At 42.9% G+C, this 14,913-nt stretch carries 13 protein-coding genes; 3 read left to right on the top strand and 10 right to left on the bottom strand.

Annotated elements, in window-relative coordinates; genetic code table 11:
• Nucleotides 1–35 precede the first annotated feature (35 nt).
• The 3 genes from EAH55_RS15010 to rpmA all read left to right on the top strand — a co-directional run bounded on the left by EAH55_RS15010 (nucleotide 36) and on the right by rpmA (nucleotide 1,395).
• Nucleotides 36–542 carry a hypothetical protein gene (locus EAH55_RS15010; RefSeq protein WP_121810381.1) on the top strand — a complete coding sequence of 169 codons (507 nt, stop codon included), beginning with the start codon at nucleotides 36–38 and terminating at the stop codon, nucleotides 540–542.
• A 75-nt stretch (nucleotides 543–617) separates the two neighbouring features.
• Nucleotides 618–926, top strand: a complete 309-nt coding sequence (gene rplU / locus EAH55_RS15005; protein WP_121810380.1) for a 50S ribosomal protein L21 — start codon at nucleotides 618–620, stop codon at nucleotides 924–926.
• A 49-nt stretch (nucleotides 927–975) separates the two neighbouring features.
• Nucleotides 976–1,395: a 50S ribosomal protein L27 gene (rpmA, locus tag EAH55_RS15000; protein ID WP_121810379.1), complete on the top strand. Its 420-nt coding sequence runs from the start codon at nucleotides 976–978 to the stop codon at nucleotides 1,393–1,395.
• A 323-nt stretch (nucleotides 1,396–1,718) separates the two neighbouring features.
• On the opposite strand, the gene EAH55_RS14995 is transcribed toward rpmA, so the two are convergent.
• From EAH55_RS14995 to pbpC, 10 genes are all read right to left on the bottom strand, one after another.
• A complete protein-coding gene (locus EAH55_RS14995) occupies nucleotides 1,719–3,314 on the bottom strand; it encodes a M1 family metallopeptidase (RefSeq protein WP_121810378.1) in 1,596 nt (531 codons plus the stop codon).
• Between the two features lie 63 nt (nucleotides 3,315–3,377).
• Complete coding sequence (locus EAH55_RS14990) at nucleotides 3,378–3,767, bottom strand: energy transducer TonB (protein WP_121810377.1); 390 nt, start codon at nucleotides 3,765–3,767, stop codon at nucleotides 3,378–3,380.
• 13 nt (nucleotides 3,768–3,780) lie between these two features.
• Complete coding sequence (locus EAH55_RS14985) at nucleotides 3,781–4,755, bottom strand: polyprenyl synthetase family protein (protein ID WP_121810376.1); 975 nt, start codon at nucleotides 4,753–4,755, stop codon at nucleotides 3,781–3,783.
• A gap of 102 nt (nucleotides 4,756–4,857) precedes the next feature.
• Nucleotides 4,858–6,996 (bottom strand): ribonuclease R, encoded by a 2,139-nt coding sequence (gene rnr / locus EAH55_RS14980; protein WP_121810375.1) that lies wholly within the window; start codon nucleotides 6,994–6,996, stop codon nucleotides 4,858–4,860.
• Nucleotides 6,997–7,074: 78 nt separating this feature from the next.
• On the bottom strand, nucleotides 7,075–8,772 hold the full coding sequence (locus EAH55_RS14975) for an ABC transporter ATP-binding protein (protein ID WP_121810374.1): 1,698 nt from the start codon (nucleotides 8,770–8,772) through the stop codon (nucleotides 7,075–7,077).
• Nucleotides 8,772–9,479 (bottom strand): 3'-5' exonuclease, encoded by a 708-nt coding sequence (locus tag EAH55_RS14970; protein WP_121810373.1) that lies wholly within the window; start codon nucleotides 9,477–9,479, stop codon nucleotides 8,772–8,774. The genes EAH55_RS14975 and EAH55_RS14970 overlap by 1 nt, the downstream gene beginning before the upstream one ends.
• A 93-nt stretch (nucleotides 9,480–9,572) precedes the next feature.
• On the bottom strand, nucleotides 9,573–11,216 hold the full coding sequence (locus EAH55_RS14965) for an outer membrane beta-barrel protein (protein ID WP_121810372.1): 1,644 nt from the start codon (nucleotides 11,214–11,216) through the stop codon (nucleotides 9,573–9,575).
• The gene (locus EAH55_RS14960) at nucleotides 11,213–11,791 is read right to left on the bottom strand and encodes an RNA polymerase sigma factor (RefSeq protein ID WP_121810371.1); all 579 of its coding nucleotides are present in this window, start codon (nucleotides 11,789–11,791) and stop codon (nucleotides 11,213–11,215) included. The genes EAH55_RS14965 and EAH55_RS14960 overlap by 4 nt, the downstream gene beginning before the upstream one ends.
• A 175-nt stretch (nucleotides 11,792–11,966) precedes the next feature.
• Nucleotides 11,967–12,536, bottom strand: a complete 570-nt coding sequence (locus EAH55_RS14955; RefSeq protein ID WP_121810370.1) for a hypothetical protein — start codon at nucleotides 12,534–12,536, stop codon at nucleotides 11,967–11,969.
• Between the two features lie 67 nt (nucleotides 12,537–12,603).
• Nucleotides 12,604–14,892, bottom strand: a complete 2,289-nt coding sequence (gene pbpC, locus EAH55_RS14950) for a penicillin-binding protein 1C (protein WP_317127572.1) — start codon at nucleotides 14,890–14,892, stop codon at nucleotides 12,604–12,606.
• Nucleotides 14,893–14,913: the final 21 nt, after the last annotated feature.

The following is a 14,913-nucleotide window of genomic DNA, read 5'->3' as shown; positions in this document are numbered from 1 at the left end:
AATAATTCAGTAATTAAACAACTCAACAATTAAATATGTCTCCCCGTTTAAAAAAAGTGTTTTTAATCATGACCGTAGTAGTGCCGTTTATACTATACTGCGTGTATTATTATGGTATGATGATCAAGAATGCGCCATACCGTTTCGTTGATTTTCAATCGATCAGTTTTCAATATGGCCATAAGGATAGCCTGGTAAATAAATATGATTCGCATACCGGCATGTTTCAGTACCTCGACAGGCGCGATTCGCTGGTGAAAGAACATTTGCACTTGACTAAAGATGATCTGTTATACCTGCACCGTAAAGCTGCCGATTTAGGTTTTTGGGATTTTCCGTCGAAAGAAATCGGAGATACGTCGAAAGTTGCCGATGGCAAAGCGGTTAGGTATATCATTGAGTTTAAATACAAAGAGAAAACCAAACGTGTGATTTTTGACACAGACTATTTTGGCAATCCTAAATTGATTGATGCCAATCAACGACTGGTTGCTGAAATTCAGAAAAAACTCACTGATGTAGAGAATCGTGGTAAAAAATAAAATATTGGGATGTTGTTTATTAAATAATCAATCCCTATATTTGCACCTCGAAATTTAAAACAATATTTAACAAACATGTACGCAATAGTAAGTATAGCAGGACAGCAATTTAAAGTTGCAAAAGACCAGCAGATCTTTGTACACAGGTTACAGGGCGATGAAGGCGCTAGTATTGAATTTGACAGTGTATTGTTAGCAGAAAACGAAGGTAAATTCAAATTAGGTTCTGATTTGAAAGGTGCTAAAGTATCGGCTAAGATCGTGTCACATTTAAAAGGTGATAAAGTGATTGTCTTCAAAAAGAAAAGAAGAAAAGGTTACAAAAAGAAAAACGGTCACCGTCAGCAATTTACCAAGATCGAGATCACCGGTATTACATTATAATTAAAGGTTGAACCGGAGTTGTTCTGCAATTCCATAAAAGAAATAAAAAATGGCACATAAGAAAGGGGCCGGTAGTTCAAGAAACGGTCGTGAGTCGCATAGCAAACGCTTAGGTATCAAAATTTTCGGTGGTCAACCAGCAATTGCAGGTAATATCATCGTTCGTCAGCGTGGTACCAAACACAATCCAGGTTTAAACGTAGGTCTTGGTAAAGATCATACTTTATTTGCACTGGCTGAAGGTATCGTAGTTTTCAAAAAGAAAGCTGATAACCGTTCATACGTTTCAGTAGTTCCGTTTGAAGCTGCTGACGTTGAAGAAGTAGCTGCACCTGCACCAAAAGCTAAAAAAGAAGCCGTAGCTGTTGAAGCTCCTGCTGCTGAAGAAGCTCCAAAAGCAAAGAAAGCTGCTGCACCAAAAGCTAAAAAAGAAGAAGCTGCTGATGCCGCTGAAGAAGTAGCTGAGTAATCAGTTAACAGATATTAGGATATAAAAAATCCCGGTCAGGTTTTGATCGGGATTTTTTGTTTGGTGATTATTTTCAACAAGAAGACCTGAAAGAGTTAAAAGAGAGTCATTGTGAGTGATTTAAATCCGTTGGCCTGTGAAGAAGAAATGAAAAAAGGGCTATCGGTCTGAGCTTGTCGATGCATGACACCCATTTTGAAACATGTCATGGGTGGGTACGAAGCAATCCCAAACTATACAGAGTGGCTCTGGCTATCGGGGATTGCTTCGTACCAGCAATGACGTTTTTGTTTATAATATTGCTTTACGAAGCAGACCTGATTCTATTCAATAATCAATTTCTTCAGATAAAAGGTATCCGGGTCAATGACCGGCATGGTTTTGCTGGTTATTGTGATGCCCTTTTTATCAAGCGTATATCGTTTAGTAATACCATCTGCAGTAATATCAATAGGCAATGGCATGTCGATATTTAATAGCTGAACCTGGTATTTATCGCCACGTTGGGCTTTTACGTGTACTTCCAGTTTATTGATGGAATAAATATACAGATCGAATAACGGCTTTAGATCCTGGCCTGCGGCTTTGCTGAAATATTGGATCACGTCATCGGTACTGGCCAAATTACTGTAGGTATATCGCGGATCGGTAACGAAACCTTTAAGGGTAGGGAAGAAGGTACTGTCGCCCATAATATATCTCAGCGTATGCATAAAGAACGCGCCTTTGCCATAGATATCACCGTTATAAGCCGATTCCTCATCGATATCTTTCCCGATAACAAGAGGTATTTTATTGCCGAATGATAAAGCGGAATTTTGGAAGAATTTGATATAAGCTTTCTCTCCTTCAAATTCCCGTACATAAAGGGCATCGCCGTAAGTACAGATGCCTTCGTGGATCCAGTAATCGGCCCAATCCTTAGCGGTAACTTTGTTTCCCCACCATTCGTGACCAAATTCGTGATGCATCAGGCCATCATAATCTTCACCGCCAACTTTGGTGTACCTGAACTTAGCGCCATAGGCATTCATGGTTTGGTGTTCCATACCCAGGTGAGGCGTTTCAACAATGCCTATCTTTTCTTTTGCCCAGGGATATTCGCCAAAGTATTTCTCCTGTTCTTTGATAGTCTTTACAAAAATATCAAGATGGTGTTCGGCCTTGGCAGCATGTTCCTTTAATACATAAAATTGAATTGGTACGTTATGCCCATCGACAGTAGTGTACGGACGGGTTACTACGGTATAATCACCGGCATTAAACACTATGCTATAATTGTTGATAGTGTATTTGGTTTGCCAGTGAAATGTTGCTGTTTCTTTTTGTTTGGTTACGCCCTTTAATAAACCCGGGCCCGCAACCACCAGATCTTTAGGGACGGTGATGAACATATCCACGCCTTCATTGGGCTCATCCGAAGGATGATCTTTACAAGGGAAATACAATTTACCACCGGTACCTTCGGCCGTAATGGCCATCCACTGGTGCCCGGTTGAATCACGCGTCCAAATAAAACCATCGTCCCAGGGCGGGCGAACTGCCACGTGTGGTTTGCCGCCATAAATTACTTTTACGCTTGCTTTACCGGCAGGTAGTTCCTTAGCAGTATTAATAGTAATGAGGTTGTTTTTGTATTCAAAAGATTCCTGTTTACCATTTACCAAAACCTTGGTGATGGACAAAGAATCTAACAGATCAAAAAGTAAAACTTTAGTAGGCTTTGCCATGATCAAATCAATGGTAGTAAAACCATCAATGGTTTTCTGTACAGGATTAACAGCAAGCGAAATGGTATAATGCCGCACATCCATTATGGCTTGTTCCGGTTTTAGTTTTCCTCCTGATGTTAGGGTTTGGGCCTGTAAAATTGCAGCCTGTGTAATAATAGTAAAGAGGGTTAGCAGCGATTTCTTCATTTATTTTGCTCCTTCGTGAAATTTATGCCAATGGTATGTTTGCTTGGAGGTTTCAGCCATGATTCAGTTAGCTTTCGTGCTATCTAAAACTTGTACTGCCTGCATGGTAAAAAACTGTATGGGTACCGAGTATTTTGATTTGATAAAATGACCATCACGCATAGCCGGCACCCATCTCTCCGATAACGCGATAACCCTTAAAGCCTCTTTATTAAAAGGCTCAGTCATGCCTTTAACCACTTTCAGGTCGGTTAAACGGCCGTCGTTTTCAACAAAAAAACTTATGGTAACAATACCTTCACCACTGCTGACGTCCTTAGGCCATTTTAAGTTTTTGCTCAAAAAATTATGAAAAGCATTATCGCCACCACGAAAGTGTGGCGGTGTAAGTTTTTGAGCATTCGCGTTTATTGAACAGATCAGGATGGTAAGGATGGGTAAAAGTTTCTTCATCCTTAAATATAAATCAATTCTCCCTCACCAGCAAACCATCCGCAAAATCGCGAAGGTATTGTTTATGGTCTTCGGGTAAATTAATGGCATCAAGGGCAGCAAAGGATTTTTCGGCATAGGTCTGCATGGCTTCTTCTGCATGCTGCCTGATATCGAGCTGGTTGTAAATCTCTGTTATGGCCTTAACCTTTTCTGCATTATCAAACTCGGTGGCATTTAGCCAATGGTTTAACGTTTGTGCCTGAGCTCCTTTAGCCAGTTCAAGCGCACGGATCAGCAAAAAGGTTTTTTTATTGGAGATGATATCCCCGCCAACCTGTTTACCAAACTTTTCCGGATCGCCATAAACATCTAATATATCGTCCTGCAGCTGGAACGCGATACCCAGGTTTACACCAAACGCATCAATCAGGTCTGCGTCGGTTGAAGCAGCCCCGCCAACAATGGAACCAATTTTTAACGTGCCTCCCAATAATACCGCCGTTTTAAGGCGGATCATGTTGATGTACTCTTCAATACTTACGTCGTTACGTTGTTCAAAGCTCATATCAATCTGCTGGCCTTCACAAACGCCGGTGGCAGTATCGTTAAAAACGTCAAGCACCTTACGTAAAATGGCGTCGTCAACCTTCATCATCATTCGGTTGGCCTCTACCATCATGGCGTCGCCCGAGAGGATAGCCACATTGGCATTCCATTTTTCATGAACGGTTGCCTTGCCACGGCGCAAAGGGGCTTTGTCCATAATATCATCATGCATCAGCGTGAAATTGTGGAATACCTCAATAGCCAATGCCGGTTCAATAGCCTTTTCAACGTCGCCGCCAAAAAGGTCACAAGCCAGCAGGAGCAGGGCCGGGCGCATGCGTTTGCCGCCAATAGATAAAATATAGCTTATCGGTTCATACAAATCGGCAGGATAAGCCGGGTAGCTTAGTTTGCCAACTGCATCATTTATCAGTAACTGTAACTCTGTAAGTTGTTTCATTTTTTAAGTGGAACCTTGATTTTCCTGATTCTTTGATTTCCTGATATGAATTTGCCAATCATACCGGGTAATCCTGAAATCAAGTAAATCAAGGTTAATTTATCAATCCTGTACCAATATAAAATCTATCTGCTTCTTGGTCAGATCAACTTGTTTTACTTTGATCTTGACTTCATCGCCCAATTGATAGATCTTCTTTTTACGCTGGCCAATGATGGCGTAGTTTTTCTCGTCCAAAGTATAAAAATCGTCTGAAATATCGCGCAGGCGGATCATGCCTTCGCACTTGTTTTCGATGATCTCTACATACATGCCCCATTCTGTAACACCTGATATGATACCCATAAAGATGTTGCCAACCTGGTCGCGAAGATACTCAGCTTGTTTATATTTTACTGAAGATCGTTCTGCATCTGCCGCTTTTTTCTCCATTAAAGAGCTGTGCGAGCACAGTTTTTCATAAAACTCGGCATTGGCCGACTGTCCGCCATTTAAATAATGGAACAGCAACCTGTGTACCATCACATCCGGGTAACGGCGGATTGGTGAAGTAAAATGTGTGTAATGATCAAAGGCCAAACCGTAGTGGCTGCTGCTTTTAGTAGTATATACAGCTTTGGCCATAGAGCGTATGGCAAGGTGCGTTAATACGTTCTGTTCTTTTTTACCCTCAACATCTTCCATCAGATAATTAAGTGATTTAGCAGTTTCCTTGTCAGATTTCGTGTTGATCTTATACCCAAACCTTGCGGCAAACTGTGCAAAATTAGCCAGAGCGTCGGGCTTAGGCGAATCATGTACGCGATAAACAAAAGTGTATTTGTGTTTGCCTTTACCCATTTTGCTTACATGCTCGGCTACCTTACGGTTGGCCAGCAACATGAAATCTTCAATGAGTTTATGGGCGTCTTTACGCTCTTTTACATACACTCCAATTGGTTTACCGGTTTCATTAAGTTTGAATTTAACCTCGGTAGTTTCAAAGCTAATAGCGCCGTTTTTAAACTTGCGCTCGCGAAGTTTATAAGCTAACGCGTTTAACTTAAATATTTCTTCCTTAAAGTCGCCTTCGCCGGTTTCTATTACCTCTTGGACCTCTTCATAAGTGAAACGCCTATCAGAGTAAATGACGGTTTTACCATACCATTCGGTAACGATGTTGGCATTCTCGTCCAACTCAAACACCGCCGAAAAGCAAAGCTTTTCTTCTTTAGGGCGAAGGGAGCAAAGACCGTTTGATAATCTTTCGGGAAGCATCGGGATCACCCTGTCAACAAGGTAAACCGAAGTTGCCCTGTCCAAAGCTTCTTTATCCAAAGCCGAGTCAGGGATGATATAATGTGATACATCGGCAATGTGAACGCCAACTTCGTAATTGCCGTTTTCCAGTACGCGATAGGATAGGGCATCGTCAAAATCCTTGGCGTCAAATGGATCGATGGTAAAAGTGGTAATGTTACGGAAATCGCGGCGTTTGGCAATTTCTTCGGGAGTGATCACGTCTGGAATTTCTTCGGCATCATGTTCTACTTCGGCGGGGAATGATAACGGAAAACCATATTCGGCCAGGATGGCATTCATTTCCGTATCGTTTTCGCCCTGTGCGCCTAACACATGTTTGATACGGCCGATAGGGTTTTTAGCTTCTGTTGGCCAGTCGGTAATTTCGGCAACGGCTTTGATGCCATTTTTAGCACCGTTCAACTCGGAGATGGGGATAAAAATATCGTGCATCATCTTGCGGTCGTCGGGAATGAAGAATGCATAGCGCTCGGAAAGTTTAACCACGCCGGTAAACTCCATTTTAGCACGATGGATGATCTCAATAACTTCGCCCTCTTTATGTTTGCCTTTACTTTTGGCATATACGTAAACCTTAACACGGTCGCCATTAAGCGCGGTGCGGAGTTTGCGGGGAGCAATAAAAATGTCGCTCTCAAATTCGTCGTCGGTGACGATGAAAGCCGAGCCATCATTGGTAAGGTCTACCACACCTTCAATAAAGGTTTTAAGTTCAAGCAGCTGAAATTTGCCCGGGGAAATTTCTTTGAGTACTGATTTTTTGACCTCATCTTTTAAGATTTCATAGATGATCTCACGCGCTTCGGAATCACGAACGTTTAGTTTAGCAGAAACCTGTTTATAGTTGAGTGGCGTATTGCCGTTTTGTTCAAATATATCAAGTACCATTTGGGTAAGTACTTGGTGTATAGAAGAGTTGTTTTTCTTACGTTTAGACATAGGATAGTATTTGCATCAAAGATACTGAATTTTGAAGTGCCGGATTGATTCAATTAGTGAGGAGTATACTCCGTTTTATCAACCCGGTATCGAGGCGATCAATCTTTTGGTGTATTCTTCTTTAGGTCGGTAATATATATCATCAGGATAGCCTGTTTCAACTATTTCTCCCTTGTTCATAACCATCATCCGGTCGGAAATATGCTTGATCACAGCCAGGTCGTGGGAGATGAAAATGTAAGTAAGCTTAAGTTCATCCTGCAACTCGCGAATCAGGTTGAGTACCTGGGCCTGCACTGATACATCAAGCGCCGAAACAGATTCGTCACAAATGATGAACTTGGGCTGAAGTGCCAGGGCCCGCGCTATCACGATCCGCTGCCGTTGCCCGCCCGAAAATTCATGTGGATAACGGTTAAAGTGCGCTGGTTGCAGGTTAACCCGTTCAAGCAACTCAAGCACTTTACGTTTGCGAGTGGCATCATTGCTGTAAAACTGGTGTACCTGTAAAGGTTCCATAAGCGATTGCCCAACGGTAAGCTTAGGATTTAATGATGAATAAGGATCCTGAAAAATAATCTGGATATCTTTCCTGATCTGTCTCAACTCATTCTTTTTAAGCCCGCGAAGATCGGTTCCTTCAAAAGAAACCTTGCCCGACGTAGGTTCTATCAATCTTAAAATACTTCGGCCTAAGGTAGTTTTGCCACATCCAGATTCGCCGACCAGCCCTAAAGTCTCGCCCGGATATACATCAAAGCTTACGTTGTTTACTGCTTTTACAACGTGGTCTTTCCGTTTAAACAGGCCTGTATCCGTAGGGAACCATGTATTTAGTTTTTCGGCCTTTAGCAGCGGCTGTTGCGCATATAACCGACGTTTTCTTGCAGCAATTTCGATATCCGGATAATAGTATAACTCCCTGATGCTTTCAATAGTCACTGCGGGTTTTCCTTCGTCCAGGAAATCGGCTACAACAGGCAGCTTTTTTAAATGCTGCTGAGGGGTAGGGCGACAGGCCAGTAAGCCTTTGGTGTATGGATGTTTAGGGCTGGCAAAAAGCTCATCTACGGTAGCTTCTTCCACAATTTCGCCTTTATACATCACCAAAACCCTGTCGGCAATTTCCCTGATCACGCCTAAATCATGCGATATAAAGATAAGGCTCATGTGCCTTTCGGCCTTAAGCTTGTGCAGGAGCTCGATAATGGTTTTTTGTACCGTAACGTCAAGGGCGGTGGTAGGTTCATCGGCAATCAGTATCTCAGGGTTACAGGCCAAAGCCATGGCAATCATTACCCGTTGTTTTTGTCCGCCTGAAATTTGGTGGGGATAGCTGTCAAATATAGCTTCCGGCCGGGGCAGCTGAACTTCCTTGAACAAATCAATAGTTCTTTGTTTTGCTTCGGCTTTTGTTACACCCAAATGCAGCCGGATGGCTTCAGTAAGTTGAAAACCGCAGGTAAGTACCGGGTTAAGCGATGTCATCGGTTCCTGGAAGATCATGGCCACCTGGTTGCCGCGTACCTGCTGCATCTCATTTTCAGATAACCTGCACAGACAGACTCCATTTAAAAGCACAGAGCCGTTTATTACAGCCTGATCTTCATTCAGCAAGCGCATCAACGCAAGGGAAGTTACAGATTTGCCGGACCCGGATTCGCCTACAATGCCAATGGTTTCGCCCTTATCAAGCGTAAAGGAAATTCCCTTTACGGCCTCGAACTGGCTTTTACCATTCTTAAAACTAACCGACAGATCGTTTACTTTAAGCATCAGCCTACAACGGTTATAAATTCGTCGGGAATCAATTCTTCGCCCCGGTAACGCCTCAGCAATTGTGCTGTTGCAACCACATCCTTTTGGCAATACGTGCAAATACGTTCCAACTGGTTTTCATGCCAGTAAACACGACCTACATCGCTGCCGTCAATATCATCCTTGGAGGTTGGAATATTAAAAATAGTAGTGAGCAGGTTTAAGGATGTATAATGTTTGTGATCGCCAAATTTCCAAAGCTCCATGGTATCTAAATGGGCAACCTCCCAGGGCTTTTTGCCCGCTATTTGCAGTTGCTGCGGAAAGGGCATACCATTTACTAACAGTCTGCGGCAGATATATGGGAAGTCAAACTCCTTACCGTTATGGGCACACAAAACGAGGTTAGCGGGCTGACTGAACAACAGGTTCGAAAACTTGGTCAACAATTCTTTTTCATCGTGCGATGCAAACGACTTCACCCGCAAACCTACGTTCTTTCCTGCTGTAAAAATCCCGGCGGAAATGCAAACTATTTTACCAAACTCGGCCCAGATCCCGGCACGCTCGTAGTGAACATCGGCAGGTTCGTCTTTGCGCTGATGCCGGGTTTTTAGTTCCCATAAAACCTGCAGATTTTCGGGTAGCTGTTCGTGACTGCTGTACTGCGGTACAGTTTCAATATCAATTACCAGTAAATTATGCAGATCATACTGTTCAAGCATCCGGTTGAAAATTATGGAGGCAAGATAATGATAGTTTTTATCTTAAGTATGGATACGGCTTTGCATGCTGAATCAATTTTTAAAAATGGTATTTTAATGATGCTTTGAACCATTTAACTTAAAGCCAACACTAAACTGCAACGTTCCGGGATTGGTTTTATAGTTACCAAAATCAGAAATAACCTGGTATCCGTTAAGGCTTTTTTGATACACAGCCTCAAATAGTAACCTGTTAAACTGAACGCTTACGCCGCCCGATAAGCCGAAGTTTATTTTTTGATCGTACCTGGTTGTCTTTATTTTGTTTTGGGCATTAGCAAAGTATATAGTGTCAAGATTCATGTCCAGCCGCTGCAAACTGGTGTTGCTATTGATTTGTTTAATAGGGAGATTAATAACTGGTCCGCCTTTTATGCTGATATTGTTGTTGATCTTGTACATCACGTGGATGGGCACATTTACAAAATAAGCTTTTCGTGAATCGGTTACTTTGACAAATTGTGCAGAATCAACTTGGCTGAAACTCTTATTGTCATATGAGCCACCCAGATTAAGCGGCGTTAAAAATCGTACCTGCGCGTTTATGGCCCATTTATCGTTTAAATGATAGGTACCAAATAGCCCGGGATAAATATCAATAGGGAAACTACCATAGATATTCCTGTTTTGCGAACCTGGTGTAAAGCTTCCGGAAGTATTGGCACCTAATAAAAATCCCCAGTCCATATTAGCGAATACGGCCGATAACGGCCTTGACGATGTGATTTTAGCACCTTTTGCTTTGCCGTTTTTTGCTGATGGATTTTTATTTGCTTTGTTTTTATTGTTTGAGTTTTTGATTTGATTAGCGCTGCCCCGGACTGCTCTATAAGCATCAGTTATTACAAATTTTGATAGGGGCTGATTAGAGAATATCTGAGGCTTAATGAACGAATTATTGTTCATCTCGAATAATTGGGCCATGCTGGTTTTATTGGCTGAAAGCAGCATAACGTTGTTATTTGCAGAATTGCTATTCCGCGTTACCTCATCCGATGAACTTTCCTCAGATGTACCATTGGAGCTTGAATTTGTGCCTTTTTGGGAAATCGCGTTCTCTGCGGATACTTGTAAGTGATTACTTCGGTAATTTCCCGAAGTTAGATAACCAGTACTATTATGATTTAGCGATAAGGTTGAGTTTGCCTGTGTATTACTACCGTTAGCTACTTGCTGGTTTATCGCCGATTTATTGTTTTTTAAAGCTACGCTTCCGTGATTAATATTGTTGCTATTGACCTGGGCCGCAATTGTTACGCTATTATTGCTGTCTGTTTTATTGATGGATGGTGTTAATTTTTGTGAGGCGTATAAGCTATCAGTTTTGGTATTGAGGTCTATTGAGTCAATAGTCATAACGATATTTAAACTGTCTTTGCCTATTGCTTGCCTGTGTTTTTGGGGCTGATGGTGAGATGTATTTTGATGTTGCCTGGTTTTAACAATATAAATGACTGTGCCGCTAACTGTGGCCACAGTTAGCGAGGCTATTAATATCGATGTAGCTTTCATCGCCTTAATAGCTTTTATGGCTTTTGCCACTTTTGAAGCATGTGGAGCGGTAGCTAAAGGTAGCAAAGGTAAATGCTTATCAAGGATAGATTGCATTTCCTGCCATCCGCTTTGAGCTTCAGCATCAACCGGTAGCTGATCGCGTTTTTGCCGCCAAAGATCGGGGTCTTTAAATAAATCTTTCATCGTTTTATTTCACTCCTTTCTTTCGACTGGATGCTGCCTGGTTCCAGCAACTCTCTTAATTTTCTCTTCGCCTCGGCCAAATGCCAGCGGGATGTGCCTTCGCTGATACTAAGTTGTTCGCCTATTTCTTTGTGTGTAAACCCATCAAGTACTGATAGGTTGAAAACAGTTTGGGTAGCAAGGGGCAGGGTACGGATGCTTTGCAGAATATCTTCAAAATAAAGTTTCTCCAGGGCCGAGGCGGAGATGAAATAATCGTCATGCTCATGGATATCAAAACTTACGGTGTTAAATTTCAACTCCTTCCTGCACAGGTCAATTGAGGTATAGATCATGATTTTCCTGATCCATCCACCCAACTCGCCTTTTTCAATATCGAAGTTATTTACAGACTGGAAAACTTTCAGGAACCCGTTATTGAAAGCCTCTTTCGCCAGCTCTTTATCAGGTATGTAACTATAGCAAACGCGAAGCATCTCTGCATAAAATAATTTGTACAAGGCTTCCTGCGCCGTTCGGTCGTTATTGATACACCCTTTTACCAGCCTCTCTGTTTGCTTCTTGCTTAGGTTCATTCAAAAAAATCACGTTTAAATGATTGTAATTACCTCTTCGGATACAAGTCATCAAACGTTGGGTAAAATGTAGATTTTTTTTCAAATTATTTTTCCGCTATATGATTTTACAGGAAAATCGGTCATATCAGTCTGCCGAAGCAAACTGATATGATCGATTTCCTGATAGAATTAATTATCGTGTTAAGGTTTTAGGTGATATTACAATGCCTGTGGAATAATTCCAGTCGAAAGTGATGCTGTTTGCCGAAACGATGATGTTACCGGTATAAGTGGTACCATTAAGGGTTATTTTTAACGGGTGACTGCCGTTTACCAGATAGCTTTTTTGAAAGTTTATCGCTGCCACCATAGGGATATCGCCGGTACCGTGACAAACGAGAGGCTCCTGTACATTGAGAAAATCAATGAAGAAGTTGTTGTTTGCGTCAAGCGTGTTGTGGAATTTCAACAGGCCGTTTGAACAATACCGGTTAGTTGTTACCGCGTTGAAGGAAATGGCAACGCTATCGCCGGCAGCATTTTGATGATACCCGGGAGCCAACGTAATCTTGTCTCCGGTTAGGGCAACAAGCTGGCTGGTATCTGCCGGAGGTGTTTTTACAGTAGTATCGCCGGAGTTTTTTAGGGCATTGTTACTGGTTGCAATTTTTGGACTACTGATTACGTCATTTTTTTTAGTACATCCGGATACGATAAAAAAAGCCAGTAAGAAGGTTACAATGGAATAGGTTAGTTTTTTCATTTTAATTGATTTATGATTTTATTATATCATCGAATCAATTAGTGAAAACGTTGGGTGAACTCTGCTTTTATTTTTTTAATACCTCAAACCCTATGCTTATGGTGTTGCCATTTCCATCAACCAAAGTAAGGATATGCTTTCCCGGTGGTGGGTTCAAAGCCATTTGATGAAAGTCAGTGGTTTCGCCAACGTATTGATCATCCAAATGCCAGAAGATCTTCATACCAGGCTGGCGATGGGCAGCATTGCAGATCATGCGGCCGCGGGTGCCATCTGCTTCAAGGGGGACATATATTTTAGCACCGTTTTTAGGGTAGATCACTTCCATGGCGTTTCCGTTTTCGGCCTGGGTACAATCTGGGCGAAAAGGAGGCAGTACGTGGTATTGATAGTTCCTGGCCTTGTAATAATACTCCATAGATGGTGGCAGCACAAACCAGCTTTTGTTCAGGATATTATCCGGGGGCTCGCAGTTACCGTTTACCTGCCATTTGGCATCGGCGGATAGGTGAACCAATTGATGATACGGGCAAACCGGTGCTTTCAAGCCGCTTTTGGGCACATACTGCTCGTCAATATCCTGGCAGTATTGCCCCGCACGATAACCACTTTGCCTGCACACATTTATTTTTACCATTTCGCCCATGGGCATCTCAAACCAATCGCGCGATACAGGTAGCAACCTGAAGATCTCGAACAGGGCAGGGGCAGCGGTATTAATACCGGTTAATCCCGGTCGCCCTTCACCATCGGTATTTCCAACCCAAACGCCAACTACATATTGGGGTGTAACGCCGATAGCCCAACCATCCCGAAAACCGAAGCTTGTTCCTGTTTTCCAGGCGACACGTTGGCTTGAACTAAACTGCTGCCAAAGCATTTCTTCGCCCGGGCGCATCACTTCTTCCATAGCCTGAAACGTGTAATAAATGGAAGCGGCATCTAATAATCCAGATTTTTGGAGTTCCGGTTTGGCACCGGCCTTTTTTTCATAAACAGGGTTGTGAAAATCGGTGGGATCGTACTTGCTACTGTTTTTGTTGTAATGATTGAGTACACGGGCCATATCGGCGTAGGCACCGCTTAGTTCCCAAAGCGTATTTTCACCTCCACCTAAAATTAAAGACAGACCATAATGATCGGCAGGTTTAGTCAATGTGGTGATGCCTGCTTTGTGTAAAAAATCATAAAAGCGCTCGTATTTATACTGTTGCAACATTTTAACAGCAGGTACATTCAGTGATCTGGACAAAGCGCGCGAGGCAGGTACAGCGCCGTCATAACCCAGATCAAAGTTTTCTGGATGATAGCCGGCTATCATGGTGGGTACATCGGGCATCAGGCTATTGGGTAATATCAGCCCGTCATGCAGCATGGCGGCATAAAGCAGCGGCTTTAAAGTACTTCCAGGACTTCTGGGCGCATCTATGACATCAACGTCGCTTTCCATCTGCGGATCTTCCCGGTGCGCGATGTTGCCGGCATAAGCAAGTGTTGCACCCGTTTCAACGTCAAGTACAATAGCTGCTATGTTGTTGATATCATTTGCTTTTAACAAACTGTGATGCTGTTCCAGGATATCATTTACCTGCTGTTGCAATGATGATTTAATGCTGCTGGTAATGCGGGTATCACCATCGGGCTTTGCCTGGTGATCGGCTTTAAAGCGTTGCAGCAGGTGCGGGGCGAGTTGTGGTAAAGGCATCGGCCTGTCGGGTACGGGTTCCAGCCGGGCAAGGGCAGCAGTTGTGCTGTCTATAATACCGGCGTTATGCAATTTATCCAATAGGGAGTTGCGCTTGCGGAGCAGGATGGCCCTATTCCTGCCTGGGTGTACCAGCGACGGTGAATTGGGTAAAACCGCCATGGCAGCCATTTCGCCCCAGGAAAGCTTATCAGGGCTGCGGCCAAAATATCGCCAGGACGCTGCGTCCAGCCCGATAACGTTGGTGCCGAAGGGGGCATTGCTGGTATATAAAGCCAATATCTCGTCTTTACTGTAGGTTATTTCAAGGCGCATGGCCATGAAAATCTCTTTTAGCTTACTCCAGATATTGCGCTTATGTTTGGTGGCCAGCCTGATCACCTGCATGGTGATGGTACTACCGCCGCTGCTTACTTTTTTTGAGCTCAGGTTTTGTTTGATGGCGCGGCTAAAGGCAATAGGGTCAAAACCGGGATGGTGTTCAAAGCGTTTATCCTCAAAAGTGATGATACATTGCTTGAATTTTTCGGGTACATCTGCATTATAAGGAAAGCGCCACTGACCGTCGTTGGCAATGGAAGCGCCAAGTAATTGACCCTGATCATCGTCAATTACGTATGATGTTGGGCTATTAAATAATGGTTTGGGCAAACAAAACCAAAATATGAGGGT

It is taken from the genome of Mucilaginibacter kameinonensis, assembly GCF_003675385.1.
Taxonomy (GTDB): Bacteria; Bacteroidota; Bacteroidia; order Sphingobacteriales; family Sphingobacteriaceae; genus Mucilaginibacter; species Mucilaginibacter kameinonensis.
Note: the sequence above shows the minus strand (reverse complement) of the source record. Positions and strands in the feature narration are given on the sequence as shown.

Excerpts from the sequence above, each read along its gene's own strand:
- EAH55_RS15010 (WP_121810381.1), top strand. The coding sequence starts at position 36 with ATGTCTCCCCGTTTAAAAAAAGTGTTTTTAATCATGACCGTAGTAGTG.
- rplU (WP_121810380.1), top strand. The coding sequence starts at position 618 with ATGTACGCAATAGTAAGTATAGCAGGACAGCAATTTAAAGTTGCAAAA.
- rpmA (WP_121810379.1), top strand. The coding sequence starts at position 976 with ATGGCACATAAGAAAGGGGCCGGTAGTTCAAGAAACGGTCGTGAGTCG.
- EAH55_RS14995 (WP_121810378.1), bottom strand. The coding sequence starts at position 3,314 with ATGAAGAAATCGCTGCTAACCCTCTTTACTATTATTACACAGGCTGCA.
- EAH55_RS14990 (WP_121810377.1), bottom strand. The coding sequence starts at position 3,767 with ATGAAGAAACTTTTACCCATCCTTACCATCCTGATCTGTTCAATAAAC.
- EAH55_RS14985 (WP_121810376.1), bottom strand. The coding sequence starts at position 4,755 with ATGAAACAACTTACAGAGTTACAGTTACTGATAAATGATGCAGTTGGC.
- rnr (WP_121810375.1), bottom strand. The coding sequence starts at position 6,996 with ATGTCTAAACGTAAGAAAAACAACTCTTCTATACACCAAGTACTTACC.
- EAH55_RS14975 (WP_121810374.1), bottom strand. The coding sequence starts at position 8,772 with ATGCTTAAAGTAAACGATCTGTCGGTTAGTTTTAAGAATGGTAAAAGC.
- EAH55_RS14970 (WP_121810373.1), bottom strand. The coding sequence starts at position 9,479 with ATGCTTGAACAGTATGATCTGCATAATTTACTGGTAATTGATATTGAA.
- EAH55_RS14965 (WP_121810372.1), bottom strand. The coding sequence starts at position 11,216 with ATGAAAGATTTATTTAAAGACCCCGATCTTTGGCGGCAAAAACGCGAT.
- EAH55_RS14960 (WP_121810371.1), bottom strand. The coding sequence starts at position 11,791 with ATGAACCTAAGCAAGAAGCAAACAGAGAGGCTGGTAAAAGGGTGTATC.
- EAH55_RS14955 (WP_121810370.1), bottom strand. The coding sequence starts at position 12,536 with ATGAAAAAACTAACCTATTCCATTGTAACCTTCTTACTGGCTTTTTTT.